19 protein-coding genes and 2 riboswitches are annotated in these 19,059 nt (G+C 47.9%); of the genes, 14 read left to right on the top strand and 5 right to left on the bottom strand.

All coding sequences use genetic code 11. From position 1 onward, the window contains the following. Both KW93_RS17780 and KW93_RS06840 read left to right on the top strand, forming a co-directional pair. Nucleotides 1–250, top strand: a 250-nt coding sequence (locus KW93_RS17780) for a hypothetical protein (RefSeq protein ID WP_033542245.1), incomplete at its 5' end; no start/stop codon positions are given. Between the two features lie 37 nt (nucleotides 251–287). Then, nucleotides 288–506 carry a hypothetical protein gene (locus KW93_RS06840; RefSeq protein WP_033542246.1) on the top strand — a complete coding sequence of 73 codons (219 nt, stop codon included), beginning with the start codon at nucleotides 288–290 and terminating at the stop codon, nucleotides 504–506. Nucleotides 507–568: 62 nt separating this feature from the next. Here the strand turns inward: KW93_RS06840 and KW93_RS06845 are convergent, their stop codons facing one another. Beyond that, on the bottom strand, nucleotides 569–1,351 hold the full coding sequence (locus KW93_RS06845; protein ID WP_033542247.1) for an SDR family oxidoreductase: 783 nt from the start codon (nucleotides 1,349–1,351) through the stop codon (nucleotides 569–571). 121 nt (nucleotides 1,352–1,472) lie between these two features. Between KW93_RS06845 and KW93_RS06850 the strand changes: the two genes are divergently transcribed. After that, nucleotides 1,473–2,282, top strand: coding sequence for a class I SAM-dependent methyltransferase (locus KW93_RS06850; RefSeq protein WP_033542248.1), 810 nt, complete (start codon nucleotides 1,473–1,475; stop codon nucleotides 2,280–2,282). A 58-nt stretch (nucleotides 2,283–2,340) separates the two neighbouring features. On the opposite strand, the gene KW93_RS06855 is transcribed toward KW93_RS06850, so the two are convergent. After that, nucleotides 2,341–4,701, bottom strand: coding sequence for a M14 family zinc carboxypeptidase (locus KW93_RS06855; protein WP_033542249.1), 2,361 nt, complete (start codon nucleotides 4,699–4,701; stop codon nucleotides 2,341–2,343). A 91-nt stretch (nucleotides 4,702–4,792) separates the two neighbouring features. Then, nucleotides 4,793–4,898, bottom strand: a riboswitch (SAM riboswitch). A 287-nt stretch (nucleotides 4,899–5,185) separates the two neighbouring features. Between KW93_RS06855 and KW93_RS06860 the strand changes: the two genes are divergently transcribed. Next, nucleotides 5,186–5,734 (top strand): DUF1697 domain-containing protein, encoded by a 549-nt coding sequence (locus KW93_RS06860; protein WP_033542250.1) that lies wholly within the window; start codon nucleotides 5,186–5,188, stop codon nucleotides 5,732–5,734. Between the two features lie 193 nt (nucleotides 5,735–5,927). Here KW93_RS06860 and KW93_RS06865 read toward each other — a convergent pair whose 3' ends face one another. After that, a complete protein-coding gene (locus tag KW93_RS06865; protein ID WP_033542251.1) occupies nucleotides 5,928–6,956 on the bottom strand; it encodes an NADP-dependent oxidoreductase in 1,029 nt (342 codons plus the stop codon). A 150-nt stretch (nucleotides 6,957–7,106) separates the two neighbouring features. Between KW93_RS06865 and KW93_RS06870 the strand changes: the two genes are divergently transcribed. The 5 genes from KW93_RS06870 (at nucleotide 7,107) to KW93_RS06890 (ending at nucleotide 11,898) form a co-directional block, all read left to right on the top strand. Beyond that, nucleotides 7,107–8,234: an NADH-dependent flavin oxidoreductase gene (locus tag KW93_RS06870; RefSeq protein WP_033542252.1), complete on the top strand. Its 1,128-nt coding sequence runs from the start codon at nucleotides 7,107–7,109 to the stop codon at nucleotides 8,232–8,234. Nucleotides 8,235–8,407: 173 nt separating this feature from the next. Continuing rightward, nucleotides 8,408–8,905 (top strand): pyridoxamine 5'-phosphate oxidase family protein, encoded by a 498-nt coding sequence (locus tag KW93_RS06875; protein ID WP_033542253.1) that lies wholly within the window; start codon nucleotides 8,408–8,410, stop codon nucleotides 8,903–8,905. Between the two features lie 124 nt (nucleotides 8,906–9,029). After that, nucleotides 9,030–9,992 carry an Abi family protein gene (locus tag KW93_RS06880; protein WP_235318377.1) on the top strand — a complete coding sequence of 321 codons (963 nt, stop codon included), beginning with the start codon at nucleotides 9,030–9,032 and terminating at the stop codon, nucleotides 9,990–9,992. A 44-nt stretch (nucleotides 9,993–10,036) separates the two neighbouring features. Then, nucleotides 10,037–10,930: a macrolide 2'-phosphotransferase gene (locus KW93_RS06885; protein ID WP_033542254.1), complete on the top strand. Its 894-nt coding sequence runs from the start codon at nucleotides 10,037–10,039 to the stop codon at nucleotides 10,928–10,930. 89 nt (nucleotides 10,931–11,019) lie between these two features. Next, on the top strand, nucleotides 11,020–11,898 hold the full coding sequence (locus KW93_RS06890) for an AraC family transcriptional regulator (protein WP_033542255.1): 879 nt from the start codon (nucleotides 11,020–11,022) through the stop codon (nucleotides 11,896–11,898). Between the two features lie 263 nt (nucleotides 11,899–12,161). On the opposite strand, the gene KW93_RS06895 is transcribed toward KW93_RS06890, so the two are convergent. Next, entirely contained in the window at nucleotides 12,162–13,703 is a 1,542-nt protein-coding gene (locus KW93_RS06895) for a hypothetical protein (RefSeq protein WP_033542256.1), read from the bottom strand. 336 nt (nucleotides 13,704–14,039) lie between these two features. Between KW93_RS06895 and KW93_RS06900 the strand changes: the two genes are divergently transcribed. From KW93_RS06900 to KW93_RS06910, 3 genes are all read left to right on the top strand, one after another. Next, on the top strand, nucleotides 14,040–14,891 hold the full coding sequence (locus KW93_RS06900) for a DUF4037 domain-containing protein (protein WP_081986946.1): 852 nt from the start codon (nucleotides 14,040–14,042) through the stop codon (nucleotides 14,889–14,891). Continuing rightward, the gene (locus KW93_RS06905; protein ID WP_033542257.1) at nucleotides 14,869–15,666 is read left to right on the top strand and encodes an SDR family oxidoreductase; all 798 of its coding nucleotides are present in this window, start codon (nucleotides 14,869–14,871) and stop codon (nucleotides 15,664–15,666) included. The genes KW93_RS06900 and KW93_RS06905 overlap by 23 nt, the downstream gene beginning before the upstream one ends. Nucleotides 15,667–15,746: 80 nt before the next feature. Continuing rightward, on the top strand, nucleotides 15,747–16,247 hold the full coding sequence (locus tag KW93_RS06910; RefSeq protein ID WP_033542258.1) for a DinB family protein: 501 nt from the start codon (nucleotides 15,747–15,749) through the stop codon (nucleotides 16,245–16,247). A 69-nt stretch (nucleotides 16,248–16,316) separates the two neighbouring features. Here the strand turns inward: KW93_RS06910 and KW93_RS06915 are convergent, their stop codons facing one another. Further along, nucleotides 16,317–16,835: a cysteine hydrolase family protein gene (locus tag KW93_RS06915; protein ID WP_033542259.1), complete on the bottom strand. Its 519-nt coding sequence runs from the start codon at nucleotides 16,833–16,835 to the stop codon at nucleotides 16,317–16,319. Between the two features lie 143 nt (nucleotides 16,836–16,978). After that, nucleotides 16,979–17,081, top strand: a riboswitch (TPP riboswitch). An 80-nt stretch (nucleotides 17,082–17,161) separates the two neighbouring features. On the opposite strand from KW93_RS06915, the gene KW93_RS06920 reads away from it, so the two are divergent. Together KW93_RS06920 and lipA are read left to right on the top strand one after the other, a co-directional pair. Beyond that, entirely contained in the window at nucleotides 17,162–18,001 is an 840-nt protein-coding gene (locus KW93_RS06920; protein ID WP_052131491.1) for a lipoate--protein ligase family protein, read from the top strand. Beyond that, a complete protein-coding gene (gene lipA / locus KW93_RS06925) occupies nucleotides 17,998–18,948 on the top strand; it encodes a lipoyl synthase (protein WP_033542260.1) in 951 nt (316 codons plus the stop codon). Before KW93_RS06920 ends, lipA begins: the two co-directional genes overlap by 4 nt. Nucleotides 18,949–19,059: the final 111 nt, after the last annotated feature.

Below are 19,059 nucleotides of genomic sequence, written 5' to 3' on the forward strand. Positions count from 1 at the left end.
TTTGGCGATCATAAACGAATCTTTGCCGATCATAAATCTTGATTCAGTCGAAAACCTTCTTCTTTTCAGCATAGTGACAGAAGGTTTTCGGCTGAGTCTCACAAAAAATCTCAGCTCATTAAACAAAATAGACGCAGAAGAAGATTTACAGATAAAAAATAGAGATAAACCTCAAAACCAAAAAACAATAATAGGGGTCTTCCGTAAAATGGTCTTTCAAAAAAGGAGTAAAATCTTTGCCGGTGGGTAAACTGTAAGTAAATCATTTTTACCGGGAGGGATTTTGAATGGCCAGAAAAGGCACAGCGGGAAAAACACCTGAGAAGCAGGTTGGAGCACGCGAATCGGGTATCGATAAAGCGATCAACAAAGTGAAGGAAACATTTGACGGTGAAAACGAAGCGACGAATTATGAAGAGGAAAAAGGCAGATCGGAACAGCAGGATGCAAAGGAATATTCGGAGAAAATAGCTGACGAACGTCCGAAAAATACTCGAGATGTCTAATAGGAAAAAAGCGTTGCGACTGGCCGGCATTGGCCAGTCGCAACGCTTTTTCTATTACTGGATCAATATTTATACGACTGGCCGCCGTCGATCGGAATGACGGAAGCATTGATGAATTTTGCTGCATCGGAAAGCAGGAACGCCACCAGGTTGCCGACTTCTTCCGGTTTGCCGAAACGTTTCATTGGATTCACGCTGACGAATTCCTTGCCGGCCGCTTCCCAGTCGTCGCCCGCTATTTGTTTCAGTGAGCCTTCGACCATCGGTGTCATGATGGCGCCCGGTGCGATAGCATTGATGCTGATGCCGAATTGTCCGTATTCGATGCCGGAGTTGCGCGTCAGGCCGACAACACCGTGCTTACTGGCTGCGTAGCCGGACTGGTTGCCGACACCGCGGATCCCGCCGACGGATGCTGTGTTGACGATGGAGCCGTAGCCCTGTTCTTTCATGACTTTCAGCACGTGTTTCATACCGTAGAAGACGCCGTTCAAGTTGACGCTGATGACTTTATTGAATTCATCCGAACCGAAGTCTTCTGTCAGATTCTGTTTACCTTCGATACCGGCATTATTGAAGAAACCGTCAATTTTGCCAAACTTATCAAGTGTGAAACTGACGTAATTTTTCACATCTTCCTCATTAGTGACATTGGCTTCCACGATTTCGACCTGCGCGCCGGGAGCGGCAGACTGAAGTTTATTTGTGCTCTCTTCAAGGCCGTCCCTGTTCATATCGACAAGCACGAGTTTACCGCCCTGTTTGGCGATGGCCTCGGCTGCAGCGTACCCCAGTCCGGATGCGCCTCCTGTGATGATAACGACTTTGTCTGTGTAATCAATCATTGATCAACTCTCCTTTTTTATTGGCTATGCTAAACTGAAATAAAAAAGCTTCCACTTGTGTGTTTACCCGGACTGAGATTTTCTTAATCAGTCTGAAAACCTGATTGGCAGCGGGGGATGGATGGATTTGAAAAAGCATAGGCTGGACCATTTACTGGAAAGCATGAAGATTATCGGCGATGACACAATTCAGCGAACACAGTTGAAACACCGCATGTCGCTGGTTGAAACATTGGGATTAGAACCGGGCATGCGCATTCTGGAAATCGGCTGTGGCCAGGGGGATACGACCGTCGTGCTGGCGGATGCCGCCGGAGAGGATGGCTATGTGCTGGCAGTGGATATAGCAGACCCGGATTACGGTGCGCCGATTACGCTCGGTGAAGCGACGACAGCGATTGCCGCTTCACAGCTCGGAAGCCAAATAGATTTCAGACTTCAGACAGATTTGCTCGATTTGCCGGAGGACAGCTTTGATGTGGCGGTTCTTTCGCATTCCTCCTGGTATTTCCGGGATTCCGGACAGCTTCTCGCTTACTTTAGAAAAATGCGGCGCATGGCGAAGCGAATCTGCATTGCCGAATGGAATCTCAATTTCACCCGCATGGAGCAGCGGCCACATTTTGCAGCAACGGCGATTCTGGCATTGTATAGTGAATTTATTGACAATGAAGGAAATATCCAGCATGTATTCGATTCCCTTCAATTGCAGACTTTGCTCAAAGAAGCAGGGTGGACGGTACAGGAGTTGGCAGTCGTCGAAGCCGGTTATTTGCAGGACGGTGCATGGGAAGTCGATTATGCCTTGAGCATACGTGAGGGATTTTCAAGTACACCGCAACGAATCCAGTCGTTGGCATCGAGCCTTTACGCGTTGCTTGAAGCGGATGAGATCGACAGTCTGGACAGCATAGTAATAGTAGCGGAATAAAATCAGGAAAAGCTTAAAAAGAGCTGCCGGACGTCATGTCCGGCAGCTCTTTCTTCATCTATTCAAACAATGCATTCGACAACAGACGGAACAGGTAATCTGTGTGGTTTCTGAAACCGGCTTCGATGCCGATCAGCGTGACAGCCTGGTCTTTTTCCTGCACAATGACAGCCTGGCCATGAGCCAGTTCACTTTCGGCCCAATGGCCTGCAAGAAGAAAATCATCTTCAGCTGCAAACCGCGCCGCGACTTCGGCGTTTTCTGTGCCGGAATACCAGACCGGGCCGTAGACGAACCCTAAATCATCAGCACCATAGCCGTTCGTTAAAGTGGAATTTAGGTAGTCGACTTTGACGATGCCGTTGCTGCTGCCGAAACCGGTGTGGACTTCTGCATCGGTCAATCCTGCGTCTGCCGCGACCAGCGATCCGCCTGCACCGACTGCAATAAAGTGGCCGCCTGTTTCAACAAATTGCTGCAGGCTGGTTTCAAATAAATCTTCTTCCTCTTCAGTTGCAAGGCTGAATTCAGCGTCTGCCTCTCTTTGCGGTACTTCAGCAAGCCCAGCGCCTGCACTGTAGACAAACGCATCAAAACCTGCCAATCCTTCATTGGCAACCGTGCGCGGATGAACTTCCGTCACATCGAATCCAAGCCGTTCGAGTGCCAGTTTCGTGCCTGAATGCGATTGGACTTTACCGGTACCGCCGTCTTTCAGGATTGCGACGCTCAACGTTTTCAGTGGTACGGCGTTTTTTGGAACCGGTTGGGATTCAAGTGTTAACCCCGCAGCTTTTACGGCTTGCTGCAAAATGCCTTTCCTGCCGTCAGCGTAAAAATTGCCGTCTTCGTCTTTTTGCACCGGGACACCCTGTGACAATAAATCATTGACGAGTTTCACTGCGTTGACGGAACTGTTCGGAATAAGGAAAGGCCCTTTGCCGTTCAGTTTGCCGTTTTCTTTTATTTGTTTCACCGTTTTCGTATCAGCATCAACGGCAGAATCGGTTTCAATCGACTGGAAGCCCCATAGCTCAGGCAGGTTCCAGGCGGAAATGTCATACATCGAACCGATTTTATCAGTGATGTCTTCACCATCCCAAAGGAATGCGTTAATGAGTCCGGCTTTTGCCTGATGGGAATCGATGATATAGGTGCCAGCATCATATTTCTCGCCGTCCACTGTAAACGGTTTTTTTGCCTGCTCGACTTCCACATCGTTATTCAGCAGGTGGTTGACGATTTTATTGACGACCGTCGGATCTTCCTCGTTGGCAGGAATCACGTAGCTCTCAGGATAAAAGCCTTCTTCGTTGTTCGGATGCTCGCCATTGACTCCGCGCACAAACACTTCAATCTGGTCGTGAAGCATTTCTTCTTTATATTCTGATGCAAATTTTAAGGCTCCGGTTACGGCATCGACCTGCCATTTTACGCCGTCGAGATCATTGGCCGGTGCTTCGAGTGTGTAGCCATATGCGCCGTGGAGCATCGCATAGGCAGGTGTGTAAATCGGCGGGTAAACATCCCAGCCGGCAGCAGAGTCACGAAGCGGAATGTGTGTGCCTTCCATAGTACGGTAAAGTTCGGTTTCGTAACTGGCTTTATTGTTGACAAGCTCCAATTCCATGGCTTCGGCCTGCTGATTCATCCAGTTATATAATAAATCCGTTTCATAATTCGGGTTATGGGGCGGTGTACCCGGCAGGATCAGTCCCGGATGATTGGCTTTGCCGCGCTGTTTTACATAGCCGTGCAAATCCAAAAGCACAAGCGGGTTGAGCTCTGCAATCTGCTCGACGACAGCCTGTGTTTCGGGCTGCGACTGTGTCACGAAATCGCGGTTCAGGTCGATGCCTGCCGAGTTGAAGCGGGTCGCGTCAATGCGGCCATCCGGATTGGCATTGACATTGATGATTAATGTGAAATTTTCGAGGATTTCGTTTGTTTCTTTGTCATTTTCAAAGCCGAACCGTTCAATCAGCCGAATCGCAGCATCCGTTCCTACAAATTCTGATCCGTGAATGGATGCATGGATCAGAATCGGTGCTTTGACATCGGGATTGGCTTTGAGATAGGCCTGCGCCTGTTCCGGATCTTCGCTCATCAGTTTGCGAAGCTTATTATACTTTTTTTCGCTGTTTTTATTGTCTGTGTCAGCTATGGTGATGGTGTAAATGTCTTTGCCCGAAGCCGACTGTCCGGTAATATCGAGAGTGACCCGTCTGCTTTCTTTTTCAAATGTTTCGAGTGTTTCTTTTAGATCGTCATAGATGAGGTAATCGTATTTTTCCGCATTGAACAAACTGTGCTTTCTTTCTGTTCCGGTTGTCGCCTCTCCAGCGATGGCGGCAGGCGGTACGATGGAAGCAGCCAGCCCAACACTCAATAATGCAGCCAATATAGATTTTTTCTTCATAATCTTCCTCCTGTTTGATTAGTTTGCGTCTCCATATAAAAAGCCTCTTTCCATGGGGAAAGAGGCTGTAGCTGCGCGCCGGGCTGCCTCTCTTTTATCCCCCAGCGATTTCCGCTGCAAGAATTAGCACCGTGTCCATTTCCGGATCGGTTGCCGGGCTTCATAGGGCTAGTCCCTCCACCTGCTCTTGATAAAAGAGTGTTTCTATTAGATTAGTTTGAATTATAGACCTCTGAAGCAAGACATCAACCCTTTTGGCAATAAACGGTACTTTTTCATTATCTGAAAACAGCAAATTGGGGAGAAGCGGCTGAAAAAGTATAAAATTTCACTTACTGTCAGTTTGTGGTGGGTCGAATTGCTTGTTTTGAGGTGTGTAAAAGAAACCAGAGTGCTTTCACAGCAAAGTGAAAACAGGCAGGATTTAACGGAAGAAGAATGGAAAATAGTAAAGAAGGAAAATGTTCATACAGGAGGGATTTTTATGATTCATGTGGCATTGCTGCGCGGGATAAACGTCGGCGGGAACAATAAAATCGACATGAAAGAATTAAAAGCTGTATTCGAAGAAGCAGGGATGTCATCTGTCAAAACGTACATCAATTCGGGGAATATCGTTTTTGACAGCACGGCATCTGCAGAAGAATTACCGGTGATATTGGAAGCTGCCATTCTGGCTCATTTCGGCTTGCCGATAAAAGTGCTCGTTTATTCGTTTGATGATTTTAAAAGGATTATTGGGGATATTCCTGGCAGCTGGACGAATGATACGAATATGAAAAGCGATGTCTGGTTTCTGTGGCCAGAGGCAGACAGCGAATCCGTGCTGGAGCAATTGGTGATAAAGCCCGAAATCGATCGTGTTCTCTACGTACCCGGCGCAATTCTTTGGTCGGTCGACAAAGAACATGTTACGAGAAGCGGAATGCAGAAAGTAATCGGAACGAAGCTGTATAAACTGGTGACAATCCGCAACGTGAATACGGTGAGGAAACTGCTTGGGTTGATGGAAGAGATGAATAATGAAAAGTAAAAAGCCACCGGGATTCCGGTGGCTTTGACAATTTTATGGAAATAAATGGGGGGGATTTATAGCGATCATAAAAATCAATATAGCGATCATAAATGACGTTATGCCGATCATAAAAGCCAATATGCCGATCATAAACGGTCAAAACTCAATTTTCGACCCTCCAATCAACAGTCAAATCATAAAAAATCTTTGCTTACAGCTCAGCAAACTCCGGATCGGCGACTTTCACCAGCAGTTTTCCGATGTTTTTGCCTTCGAACAGCCCCAGAAACGCTTTCGGCGTGTTTTCAAAGCCTTCGACAACCGTTTCTTCATATTTTAATTTGCCTTCCTGCAGCCACTTGCCGAGATCGGCAGCACCTTTCGCGAAATCGGAAGCGTAATCACCGAGCGTGAAGCCTTTCATCATCGAACTCGTTGTGATGAATTTCCATTGGATGCGCGGCCCCAAATCTTTTTCGGGTGAATTATAGGAAGAGATGGTGCCGCACAGCACGACGCGGGATTTATTGTTCAGCTCCAGAATCACAGCGTCCGACACTTCGCCGCCGACATTATCGAAATAGACGTCGACACCGTCCGGCACCACTCCTTTAAAGTCTTCCTTAAAGCTTTCGGATTTATAATTCACAGCTGCATCATAGCCCAGTTCGTTGATTAGATAATCGATTTTTTCCTGAGAACCGGCAATGCCGACAGCACGTGCGCCTTTCAGTTTCGCAATCTGCCCAACGACTGATCCGACTGCGCCTGCCGCTCCGGAGACAACGACGGTTTCACCTTCCTGCGGCTTCCCGATATCGAGCAGCCCGAAATATGCTGTCAATCCGGTTAAGCCCAAAATACCAAGACGTGTGGTAATCGGTGCAATCGTCGGATCCACTTTCTGGACACGTTCCGCCTTAACGATATTGTATTCGGCCCATTTCATTGTGCCATTGACAATATCGCCTTTTTGCAGCAGTCCTGAGTTCGATTCGATTACTTCTGCAAGCGCTCCGCCTTTAATCGCCTCGTTCAATTTATACGGAGCGACATAAGATTTCACGTCCCGCATACGCCCGCGCATATACGGGTCAACCGAAAGATACAAGGTTTTCACCAGCACTTCGCCTTCGCCGAGGGGTACCATCTCTTTTTCAATAAATGCAAAGTCATCATCAGCAGGCACGCCTTCAGGGCGATTCACCAGGTGAATTTCTTTATAGGTTTTCGGTGTCATCTGAACTCCTCCTTAGAATTTCATTCGAAAAAAGCGTACCATTGCCAAAGAATGGAATCAAAAATTCAGCTTTCAAGATTGAATTGTTGTAGTTGGACAGAAGCTTATGCTATTTTGGAATAACGAAATAACATCGAAAAGAGGAATTCCATGAACCCGAAATTTAAATCTTTATTCGAAGAAATTACGTTGCCGAATGGCGTCGTGCTGAACGACCGTTTGGGCGTTGCGCCAATGACCACTTATTCAGGAAATCCCGACGGAACTGTATCTGACGAAGAACTGGTATATTACCGCCGCCGCTCAGGATTAGGCAGTCTGTATATTTCAGCCTGCATCGCCGTGTCCGAAAACGGCATTGCATTTCCGAACCAGTTTGTCGCTTTCAAAGATGACGTCATGCCGCGCCTGAAAGAACTGGCAACAGCAATGAAAGCGAATGGCAATAAAGCCATTCTTCAAATGCAGCACGGCGGTCGCCAGGGGCAGCCGCATCTGATTCAGGCGAATGAGACAGTGGCGCCCAGTGCAGTGGAAGGGCCAGCCGGCAGACCGACACCGCGTGCTTTGACTGGAGAAGAAATCACAGCCATCATCCGTAATTTCGGCGAAACTACCCGCCGTGCAATCGAAGCCGGCTTTGACGGCGTGGAAATTCACGGTGCCAATACGTATCTGATCCAGCAATTCGTTTCGGAAGTCACGAATCGCCGGGAAGACGAATGGGGCGGCAGCCTGGAGAATCGTTTGAGGTTCCCTGTGGCGGTGCTTGCGGAAGTGAAACGGATGGCCGCAGAATATGCGGATGATCAATTCATCATCGGCTACCGCCTGTCTCCTGAAGAATACAGCCCGGAAGGTATTGGCTATACAATAAAAGAAACAAAAATTTTAACTGAAAAATTAATCGCTGGCGGTATCCATTACCTTCATGTGTCGCTTATGGATTTCCAGAAACTGCCTCATGAAGACAACGCTGAAGGCAGCATTGTCGAGATCCTGGCGAAGCAAATTGCCGGCCGCGTGGCATTTGTTGCAGTCGGCAGCATCAAAAAGCCGGAAGATGCCGTAGCTGCACTTGAAGAAGGTGCAGATATCGCCGTCATGGGACGCCAGGCGCTGATCGATCCGGAATGGACTGAAAAAGTGAAGCAGGGCAGAGAAGAAGAAATCAATGAAATGATTCCAAAAGACATGGTGGATCACATTGATATCCCTTCACTGATGTGGAATATGATCAGCGCATCCAGAATGGTGAAAGAAGAAGTAAAGGCGTAAAACTGTGATTTCAGATATTAGAAAGGCTTCCGGACCGCTCCTGGTCCGGAAGTTTTTTTATTTTTCTGCAGTCACGTTCTACGATTCCAGTTTCTTTGATTGTTTAATTGAAGGTAACAGAGGGAAGAGTCAGTAAGGATGAGACAGATAAATGCTTCGAGGAGGAATGTTACATGGCAGACAATACACCAACTCATAAAGAGGAATTGAAAATCGTCAATGACCTGATCAAGGACATCGAAGTGGCGATGTTTACAACTATCGTGGACAATAAACCCGTATCCCGTCCGCTGCAGACGCAGGAAGCGGAATTTGACGGCGAGCTATGGTTCCTGACATTGAAGGACACGGACAAATACCAGGAAATTCTGGAAAATCCTGCGGTCAATGTAGCTTATGCCGGTAAATCTTATGTTTCCATCAGTGGAACGGCGCAGTTCATCGATGATCTGGAGCGCAAAAAGGAATATTGGAGCCCTGTGCTTGATAAATTTCTGGACACGACTTACGATGACCCAAACGTAATTCTAATCAAAGTGACGGCTGAATCCGCTGAATACTGGGATTCCGGCAGCACAGTGAAAACCGTCAAGAACTTCGCCAAAAAGCTGACGGGCAAGGAAACAGAAGGCGATAAAAAGCAGATGAACGACACAGTGGAATTTAAATAAAAAGTTGAAGCCACAGGCAGGACCCGCAGACACATTTGATGTCTGCGGGTTTTTGGGTTGGCGCATCAGGGTTTATTATTTTCGGCAACTGGCTTACAGTAAAAGAAAGAATGAGTCACGAAGGATGAAACCGATGAAAGTATTTGCATCGCACGATGAACAGATTACGATTTTACAGAACCGCGGAATGCTGGTGCCGGACAAGGCGTCGGCGCGGCGGATCCTGTCGCGCGAGAATTATTATGCGCTGATCGACGGCTATAAGGAACCTTTTCTGGAGCGGGATGAGCGGCTGAATCCCTATGGCCAGGAAAAGTACCGGGCGGATACCGAGTTCGGGCATATCTATGCGCTGTACCGCTTTGACCGGGAGCTGCGCATGCTGATGCTCAACGAATTGCTGAAGTTTGAGAAGAATATCAAATCGAAAGTGGCGTACCGGTTTTCGGAGAAGTTCAGGGAGACGGACAGTTTTCTGGAGCCGTCCAATTACAGTTCGGACATCGACCGCCATCATGAGCGTGACCGCATCATTTCGACTCTTGCCAATCTGATCAAAAGCCATAAAAAGCGGGACCGCGTGAGATATCCGGCGATCCGCGAGTTTTTTGATAAACACCGCAACGTGCCGCTTTGGGTGCTCGTCAATTTTCTGTCGCTCGGCCAGATCACCAATTTCTATTCCGTCATTGATGATGACTTACGGGAGCGGATTGCAGCGGATTTCGCCGATGAATTCAGCGAAGAAAACGAGCCGGTGAGTTTGAAGGCGGTGGAACTGGACGCCATTTTGCGCATTGCTTTTCCGTACCGAAATAAAGCGGCGCATGAAGAAGTGCTGTACCGCTACCGGCTGCCACATCCGGAAGATCTGAAGGATGTCGACGCCATGCTGCGTCTGCCTGCAGGAAGTCTCGGCAAAGGGACGGTTTATTCAATGACAGGTTTGTTTCGGCTGCTGCTGGCAAAAGAGGAATTTGATTTTTTCTCGGGAGAGCTGGAGCGCCTGATGCAGGAACTGAAAGCTGCGCTGCCGGGGCGAGCATATGGCGCAGTTATGCGGGATACGGGTTTTCGGGAGGATTAATTTACGGTTATCCATCCTTTATTTGAATTAAGGAGTGAAATATTATGGAAGCACACGAAATTAAAGAGCTTGCCGGAAAACACGGTTTTGACCTGGAAAACAGTGAATGGGTCCTGAATGATTCCGGCCTTGATTTTATTGTCATCCAGATTATCGGGAAAGACGATGTGCCGTGGATTCTGCGGATTCCAAGGAGACAGGACGTACAAAGTGAAATGAAAAAAGAAAAAGCCATTCTGGATATTGTTCTGCCCAATTTGTCCGTACAGGCGCCTAACTGGGAAATTGCTGTGCCTGAGCTGATTGCCTATAAGGCCCTGGAAGGAATTCCGGCAGGCACGATCAATAAAGAAGAACAGCGATATGAGTGGGTGATCGATCCTGAGAACCTCACAGAGAATTATGTTTCAACTCTGGCAAAAGGGATGGTTTCGCTGCACCGGATTCCAATGTCTGCAGTGGCTGAAGGCGGATTGCCGGTTCAGTCGGTTACAGAAGTCAGAGGCCAGATGCGCGAACGCATGGACAGAGTGAAAGCAGAGCTGGGTGTCAGTGAAAAGCTGTGGACGCGCTGGCAGAAATGGGTCGAAGACGATTCGTTCTGGCCGGAATATACAGCTTTCATCCACGGAGATCTGCATCCCGGGCATATTCTGATTGACGGGAAAGAACGCGTGACGGGCTTTATCGACTGGACGGAAGCGAAAGTAGCTGATGTTTCAAATGATTTCATCGGACATCTGCGGACGCACGGGGAACTGGCATTGGAGCGGCTGGTCGAAACTTACGGAGAAGCCGGCGGCCGTGTATGGCCAAAGATGAAAGAACATATTGTGGAACTCGCTGCCACGTATCCGATTGACATTGCGGAATTTGCCATCAAGTCCGGCAGCGATGAGTATCTCAAGATGGCGAAAGGTGCTCTGCAGGAGGGATAGGCTGGAGCAATGCGACATTGTCCGTACACCTGCCGTCGGATGACGATTCAGAATTCCGACTAGAATTAGAAAAGAAGGGAGGTCAGGTGATGAATATGCTGAAGGATATGAATGAAGCGCTCCATTATATCGAAGAAAATTTGGATGAGGAAATCGATTTTCAGGAAGTAGCGGCGATTGCCGGGGTTTCAGAATATCATTTCCGGAAACTGTTTTCGTATTTGTCCGGCATGCCGCTGAGCAGTTATATCCGCAATCGGCGCTTGTCACAGGCGGCTTTCGATCTCCAGCAGAACGGGAAGCGTGTGTTGGATGTTGCTGTAAAATACGGCTATGATTCCGCTGACGGTTTCAGCCGCGCATTCCGCGATTGGTCGGGGATGCATCCATCGGAAGTGAAAAACAGTCAATCGCTGAAGCTGTTTCCGCGCCTGACCTTCCAATTGACGATTCAAGGAGGAATGGATATGGATTACCGTATTGTTGAAAAAGAGGCATTTAAATTGGTGGGAATCAAAAAACGGGTACCGCTCATTTTTGAAGGTGTCAACCCGGAAATCGTGAAAATCGCCGAGTCGATTACGGCCGAACAGCGCGAGCGTTTAGGGGCGATCCGGAATACGGATGTCAAAACAGTGATCAACGCGTCCTTTGATTTCGATGAAGGGCGTTATGAAGAAAAAGGGGAACTGGATCATCTGATCGGCTCCATTACAACGTTGAATCAGGATTTCGGAGAATTCGATGTTGTGGAAGTACCGGCGGGGAGCTGGGCAATTTTCAAAGCTGAAGGGGAATTCCCGAAAGTTTTGCAGGATACAATGGCGAAAATCTTCTCCGAATGGCTGCCGTCGTCCAATTATGAGCTGACGGAAGGTCCCGAAATTTCATTCAATGGAGACATGAGTGACCTGCAGAATGTCAGCAGCGAAATCTGGATTCCGGTGAAGAAGCGGCAGAATCAGTAATAGTTTTGTGACGGCAATAAAACCGGAAAGGATGTGCGAGGGTTCATTCTTTCTGGTTTTGTCATTTTCAAAGGGTGAATTTGTCATTTTTCAGGAAAATAGGATGAATTGGCTCAGGGAGACTGCTGAAATGGGTTTTGGAGCAGGCGACTATTGGGCTTTCATGAGTTTATGATCGGCATAAGGCCGTTTATGATCGCCAAGCAATTTCAGCCCCAAAATCAAAAAAGGATTCGCGCAAACGCGAATCCTTTTTCAAACCATCAAGCGGCATCCGGATCTTCTTCTTCCACAATTTCATTCACTTTTTCAATGACGGCATCATAATAAAGCAGCTCTTCATCAAGCAGAATCATATATCCTTCATACGGTGTCGAAGAATTGATCAGCTCATAGGCTTCTAGATAAGCTTCCATATAGTAGCCGAATTCCGAATCTTCCTCTTCCGGCGCGAGAGCGTCCGCTTCCTCGATCAACTCCAGCGACATTTCAGGATCGACAAGCAAATAGATTTCCGCAAGTGTCATCAGGTCATCCACGCGGGACTCCTCATCGCCGGTCTCCAGGCGTTCTTCGAGCAGTTGGATTGCTTCATCGAATTTTTCCTGCATCAGATAAATGTCGGTCTCCATCCAGGACAGCTGGTTCATATCCTGCTCTGAGGCGGTTTCCTTCAGATCTTCAACAATCTCCAACGCCTCTGAAAAATCTTCTCTGTCAATCGCTGCATAGGCGGCATCATACTGCGCCTGCTCTTTTTGGCTTTCAGCAATCATGTCATCCAGGAATGTGTCCTGGAAAACTGTCAGTTCCATGCCGGTCACTTCTTGCAGGATCTCATAAAATTCGCCGGGCAGTTTGGCGGGAAGAAACGTCTTCAGCACATCTTCTCCGTATTCATTGACCAGCGATTCCACGGCCAAGAAGCTTTGGACGTACGGATCGTAGTTCCGCGTATAAGTATTATGGAAAGAATAATCATGGTCCAGCAAGTGGAAGTCGGTGATTTCGACTTCTTCAAGCTCGTACCAGTCACTTGTCTCACCGGCGAGGTAATCGGCGACGCCTTCTTCAAACCAGGAAGGTAGCCGTGTTTCGGCTAAATGGTATTTTTCCGCATATAAATGGCTTTGGTGATGGGCGTATTCATGAAGGAGAATGACATCCCATGAATAATCGTCCGGCACCAGATGGATTTCCTGTTTGTAATAATCATAGTAGCCCATCGCTTCGTCATAGCCGGACGCTTCCGACAGCGTGTCAAAATCATCATGGAAAACGATGGTCAGGCTGCCTGGTTCTTCATTGCCAAAGAATTGAGCAATACGATTTTTTTCCTTTTCCAAAAATTCATCGATCTTATCGATTTCATCCTCTGTTGAAGCCGTATACGAATAAACCACGCCATTTTTTTCGGTGCTGCCGGCAGTATTGTTGACTGGACCGGTATTCAGAAGAGAGGTGACAAGCATTTGCGTCTTGTCGGCTGCCGAGAAATTTTTTGTCAGCTCCCTGGCTTCGAGTGCTGTGTTGGTGACAGCGAACACGGCGATCGCCGAGCTGAGATAAACGGTCAGAATCAGCAGGCTGGCAACTTCCAGCCGGTTCGTCAGCCGGATTTTTTTAAGGCCGCCCACTTCAATGCCATAAAGGCTGAATGCCAGTACGGCTACACAAAGTATCAGCAGCACAAACGATATCAGGACTCCCAGAATCAGCCCCTGGCTGAAGATGAGCCAATAGCTTCCAATAGTGAAGCCAAAGAATATAACCGCTAGAATGAATGCTTTCAGTAAAGTTTTCATGTGTTCCTCCACTTTCCATCTGAATAAATACAATAAAACATCTGCCGAATGAAAAAGGAGGGTTATAGGCCGGAACAGCTTTAACTTGTTTTTTCGCTACGGGCATTGCTTCTGATTCTGCTCGCAATAAAAGCTATTTTATAAATGCTTGCAAGTTTTCTATATATTAACATCTATTAGCCGGAGAATGTATCTATTTTTCATAGGTATATCAGTCTGATAATGAGCTGCTGAAAACTCACATTCAATAGTGGACTTATCAGAAAAAGGATATAATAAAATTCAGCAGGTATCATTGGATCTTTCATATGCAAAACGAGCACAGGGGGGAGTCGAATGGCGGATTTGTACGGAATGGCGGAAAGGGCAGCCCTGTTTTATGCAGAAAATCCGGAAGTGGAGGCCGTATTGCTCGGAGGCTCCGTTTCAAGGGGATGGCAGGATCGATATTCAGACATTGAATTATTGGTTTTCTGGAAACTGCCGCCTTCAGACGAAGACAGGATGAAGCCAATTGAAAAATTGGAAGGGACAATCCTTGATTTTCATCCCCATGAAGACGAAGAGTGGTCAGAAACCTACACAGCACAAGGCATTAAACTAGAAATCAGCAATTTCCTGACGGCTACGATTCGTGATTTTATTTACAAAACGGTTCAGCTTTTTGATACTAATCCGGACACGCAGTGCATTGCAGCGGCTATTCGTCACGGAAGAGCGCTCAGTGGTGAATCCGTGATTGCGGAAATGAAACAACAGCTGGAAACTTATCCGGATGAACTAAGGCGGGCGATGATTAAAGCGAATCTCGATTTAGGCAGCCGCTGGCATAACCGGGAGGCGTTGCTGTTTCGGAAGGATTGGCTGATGCTGTATAAGCTGCTTGCCGATGTGGAAACAAAAATCATGTCTCTGTTATTCGGCTTGAACCGCCAGTATGTGATTCATCCGGGCTTTAAATGGCAGCGCAATTCGCTGGCCAGTATGCCGATGAAACCGGAAAACATGTCGGCTCGCATGGAATCCGTTTTCCTGCGAAATCCGCAGGACGCAGTCAGGGAACTTGAAACGATTGTTCAGGAGCTCTTCGACTTAATTGAAAAGGAGCTTCCGGAACTGGATCTGACAGCAGCCAGAAAACAATCACAACGGACAAGGCCAAGCCATGAAGGTGCGGGGAGGGATTAATGTGGATCATTTAGCAGGGAAGCTGGCCATTGTCACAGGGGCGAGCCGGTTAAACGGCATTGGGGCAGCAATCAGCAGGGAACTTGCAAAGAACGGCTGCAATATCTTTTTCACGTACTGGACAGCCTACGATGAAAGTATGCCCTGGAAAATAATACCGGATGAGCCTGCGAGGCTGAAAGAGCAATTGCTGCAATATGGCGTGAAGGCATTCAGCGCCGAAGCGGACCTGTCGAAAGGTGAATTATTGGACTCGTTACTGGATACGGTTTCAGCAGAACTTGGTGAGCCGGATATTCTGGTGAACAATGCAGCGTATTCAACCAATAATGAATATTCCACGCTGACGATTGAAGAGCTTGACCGCCATTACCGGGTAAATGTAGTCGCTGCGACCATGTTGAGCAGCGGCTTTGCGAAGCGTTTCAGGAAAGGGAGAGGCGGCCGCATCATCAATATCACTTCAGGCCAGTTTAAAGGGCCAATGCCCGGAGAACTGGCGTATGCCACCACAAAAGGCGCGGTTGATGCCATGACAATCACATTGTCAGCGGAAGTCGCACCGCTTGGAATCACTGTCAATGCAGTCAATCCGGGTCCGACGGACAGCGGCTGGATGACGCCTGAAATCAAAGCGGCGCTCGAACCAAGATTTCCCTTCGGACGTCCGGGCACTCCACAGGACGCTGCCAAACTCGTTAATTTTTTGGCTGGTGAGGATGCCGGCTGGATTACAGGCCAGATTCTGCATTCGGAAGGCGGATTTGAACGGTGATGGTTTGCAGTAAGAAGCCGATCGAATCTGAATAGAAGTTATTTTAAGGAGAAATTTCCAGTCTGGAGAGGAGTTTGCATATGAACAAAAAAGAGTTGTTACTGGATCAATTGGCAGCCTGCCGCAATGAAGGCAGCTGGATGCAGCCGCTTAGCATTGCGCTGGAAGGTTTGAGCAGCACAGATGCGGTGTGGAGGCCCAATGCTGGCAGTCATTCGATCAGTGAAATCCTATACCATCTGCATCATTGGAATGAACGCTGGCTGAAACTCTATCTTGGTGAAAAATTGCCTCCCAGTGAAGAATCGAATGCTTCCACTTTTGTGCACAATCCGTTTACTGCGGCGCAGCAGTGGACAGAACTTGTGGAAAAGCTTGACCGTGGATTGGCCGAATGGCAGCAGGCGGTGGAACATTCCAGTGAAGAAAAATTGCAGGAGAGGATTCCGGATTTTCCCGAAGATGCCCTTTGGTGGCAGGCTTTATCAAATCTGTGTACCCATAATAGTTATCACATCGGGCAAATCATCTATATCCGGAAGCTGCAGGGTTCCTGGAACCGGAAAGATTCGGCGTCTTAAAATTTCCAGATCATGAATGAGAAAAAGGAAAGTGCCTGTAGAAGGATCGCTTTCCTTTTCTAATGGAGATTATTTTGCAAACTCAATATCGTTTGTTTCCTGCAATGTGGCAAATTCACTCAGCTGCTCATTATGGTGAGCAATGATCTGGACAGCACTCATGTCTTCGGAATCCCATGTGCCGTGCGCATCTTTTGCAAGCGTAACATTGAACCCGTGCTGGCTGGCACTGCGTGTCGTCGCGTCAATGCAGTACTCCGTCTGGTTGCCGGCTAGGACAAGATGCTGGATGCCCTGATTTTTTAATTCAACCAATAACGGTGTCTCGTGAAAAGAGTCCGCCGCCTTTTTCTGGACAATCAAATCACCCGGTTCCGGCGCAATCGACGGATGGATCTGCCAGAAATCAGTGCCTTCCACGAGACCGGCGTCGTTATGCTGAACATAGATTACGGGAACATCCGCTGCTCGTGCTTTTTCAATTAGGGATTTCAGATTTTTGAGCATCTGCCCGCTTTGATGGACCGGATTTGCTTCGTCATACATTTCGTTTTGTGCATCGATGATCAACAATGCTGTATTTGGCATAAGTCATACTCCTCTGGATTTTTTCTTTGCTTTATATTATTTATTCGACTTAGAAATGCTGAAACCTTCTAATTTTTGGAGCAATTACAAAGTAAGGGTTTGTCGTTTTCAATTGCTTATGATAGGCTTGGATTAACCAAATATTTACACACTGGGGGAGCCGCTGTTAGGCTGAGACAAGCATTGCTTGGACCCTTTGAACCTGATCTGGATTATGCCGGCGGAGGGAAGTGGTACCCGCATGCTTTTTCTTGCCACCTTTCTGCACTGCTGTCCATTTCATGGAAGCTGTGTATTTTTTTGTGCAAATATAAGGAGGAGAAGCGATGGCGGAAACATGGGGATTTATCGATTCGGGGCATTCCAGCCCCTCATTTAATATGGCACTGGATGAATTGATGCTCGAGTGGGTCAGCCAGAAGAAAATCGGGCCGACAATCCGTTTTTACGGCTGGTCACCGGCAGCCATTTCAATCGGCCGGTTTCAGGATGCCAATGAGAAAATTGACTTTGAACAGGCGGCTGCGCACGGAGTCGAGATTATCCGGCGCGAGACGGGAGGACGTGCAGTTCTGCATGATCAGGAATTGACGTACAGTGTGGCGGTTTCGGAATCGCATCCTGCCATGCCGCATTCAATAAAAGAAGCTTATCTTGTGATTTCCAGGAGCCTGCTTGAAGGATTTCGGGAACTCGGTATCGATGCCGAATTTGCGATACCGGAAACGAGCCGTGAAAAAACGGATTCAGCGGTCTGTTTCGACAAGTCTTCCTGGTACGAACTGCTGGTTGACGGCAAAAAAGCTGCCGGCAGCGCGCAAATGCGGAGGAAAGGCGTCATTCTGCAGCACGGCTCCATTCCGATTGAAATTGACGATGTGAAATTATTTGATTTATTCCGTTACCCTTCTGTGGTAATAAGACAGGAAGCGCTGCAGGAATTCAAAGAAAAAGCTGTGGCGATTAACGAGGCAGCGGAAGGTACATATCATTACGATGAAGTCAAAGCCGCATTCAAACGCGGGTTCGAGAAAGGCCTTGATATAACTCTGGAAACGATGGTACTGTCAGATGCGCAATTGATGGAAATCAACAAGCTGGCGGAAACGAAGTATAAAAATCTTGCTTTGAATGGATCAGCTGAAAAATTGGGGGGATTGAAATGACGAAACAAGAAGAATACATACGGAAACCGGATTGGCTGAAGGTAAAAATCAATACGAACGAATCGTACACGGGGCTTAAGAAATTGATGCGGGAGAAGAAATTGAATACGGTGTGCGAGGAAGCGCGGTGTCCGAATATCCATGAGTGCTGGAGCGAACGGAAAACCGCAACTTTCATGATTCTCGGCGATACATGCACACGAGGCTGCAGATTCTGTGCCGTTAAAACCGGCATGCCGAATGAACTCGATCTCGGCGAACCGGAACGCGTGGCAGAATCGGTTGAAATCATGGGCTTGAAGCATGTCGTTGTGACGGCGGTCGCCCGTGATGATTTGAAAGACGGCGGCGCAGCTGTTTTTGCGGAAACAGTGCGCGCTATCCGGCGGAGAATGCCTGCAACGACAGTTGAAATTCTGCCATCCGATATGAAAGGCGATTACGAAAGCCTCCATACCCTGATGGACAGCGCGCCGGACATTTTCAACCATAATATTGAAACGGTCAGGCGCCTGACGAAGCGGGTCCGTGCCCGCGCGATGTACGACCGCTCACTGCAATTGCTGGCGCGGGTGAAAGAAATTGCTCCGCACACGCCTACCAAGTCGAGCATTATGGTGGGTCTTGGTGAAACAAAAGAAGAGATCATCCAGGTGATGGACGATCTCCGTGCGCACAATGTCGATATCATGGCAATCGGCCAGTACCTGCAGCCGACCAAAAAACATTTGAATGTGGAACGTTATTACCACCCGGATGAATTTGCCGAACTGAAGGAAATTGCATTATCTAAAGGTTTCAGCCACTGCGAAGCCGGTCCGATGGTGCGCTCTTCGTACCATGCCGACGAGCAGGTGAACGCAACTTCGGCCCAGCGGCGCATCGAGTATATGAAAGGCTACGAATCACAGGGAAAGAAGCTGGAAGAGAAGTTTTTTACTATTTGAATGGGAGTGGGCCTTCGCTGAAGCGGGGGCTTTTTCGTTTTTGTTCGTGTATGAAAATGGGAGAAGAGGAGGCTCTGCGAAAATAAATCCTGGCCAGCGCAAACAAATTTA

The organism is Planococcus sp. CAU13 (assembly GCF_000775575.1).
Taxonomy (GTDB): domain Bacteria; phylum Bacillota; class Bacilli; order Bacillales_A; family Planococcaceae; genus Planococcus.